This is a genomic window from Streptomyces apricus (assembly GCF_008369065.1).
In the GTDB taxonomy this organism is placed as follows: domain Bacteria; phylum Actinomycetota; class Actinomycetes; order Streptomycetales; family Streptomycetaceae; genus Streptomyces; species Streptomyces apricus.
Genome location: NZ_VDFC01000253.1, coordinates 1 through 908 on the forward strand (window position 1 = coordinate 1; position 908 = coordinate 908).

1 protein-coding gene is annotated in these 908 nt (G+C 77.2%); it reads left to right on the forward strand.

The genetic code is table 11. The annotated features are described in order from the left end of the window. A partial coding sequence (locus tag FGF04_RS39525; protein WP_235882759.1) for a HAMP domain-containing protein occupies positions 1 to 908 on the forward strand: 908 nt, incomplete at both ends.

The window sequence follows — 908 nt, forward strand, 5'->3', positions numbered from 1 at the left end:
TGGCGGCTGACCCTGCTCTACGGCGGGATGTTCGCCGTCACGGGAGCGGTGCTGCTGGCGCTCACGTACGCGCTCGTGGCCGAGGACCCGTCGCTGTCCGTGTCCGGGGCGGACGTCCGGGCGGGGGCGCCGGAGCCGAGTGCCGGGGCCGGAGTTGGAGCCGGTTCCGGTCCCGGGGCAGGTGGCGGGCCGACGGGCAGGCCGGGTGCGGCCGCCGTCGAGGGGTACGTGCGCGAGCGGCTCGCCGTCCAGCGCGGCGACCAGCTCCACCAGCTGCTCGTCGAGTCGGGGATCGCGCTCGGCGTGATGGCGGTCGCCTCGCTCGTCCTCGGCTGGCTGGTCGCGGGCCGGGTGCTGGCGCCGCTGCGGGACATGGCGGAGGCGGCGCGGCGGATCTCCGCCGACGACCTGCACCGGCGGCTCGCCGTGTCCGGCCCCGACGACGAACTCAAGGGCCTGGCCGACACCTTCGACGACCTGCTCGCCCGGCTGGAGGGCGCCTTCGAGGCGCAGCGGCGGTTCGTGGCCAACGCCTCGCACGAGTTGCGTACGCCGCTGACCCTGCAGCAGGCCGTCGTCGACGTGGCGCTGGCCGATCCGGACGCCGACGCCGCGTCCCTGCGGGCGGCCTGCCTGCGGGTGCGGGCCGCCGGGCAGGAGCAGGAACGGCTGATCGAGGCGCTGCTCACGCTGGCCCGCGGGCAGCAGGGCCTGCGGGAACGGGAGCGGGAGCCGGTGGACCTGGCGGTCCTGGTGGCCGAGCTGCTGCCGGCTCCCGGGGGCCGGCCCCCGGGTGCCCGCCGAGCTCGGCCCCGCGCCGCTGCTCGGGGATCCGCAGCTGGTCGGGCGGTTGGTGGGGAACCTCCTGGAGAACGCGGTGCGGCACAACGTGCCCGAGGGGGAGGGGG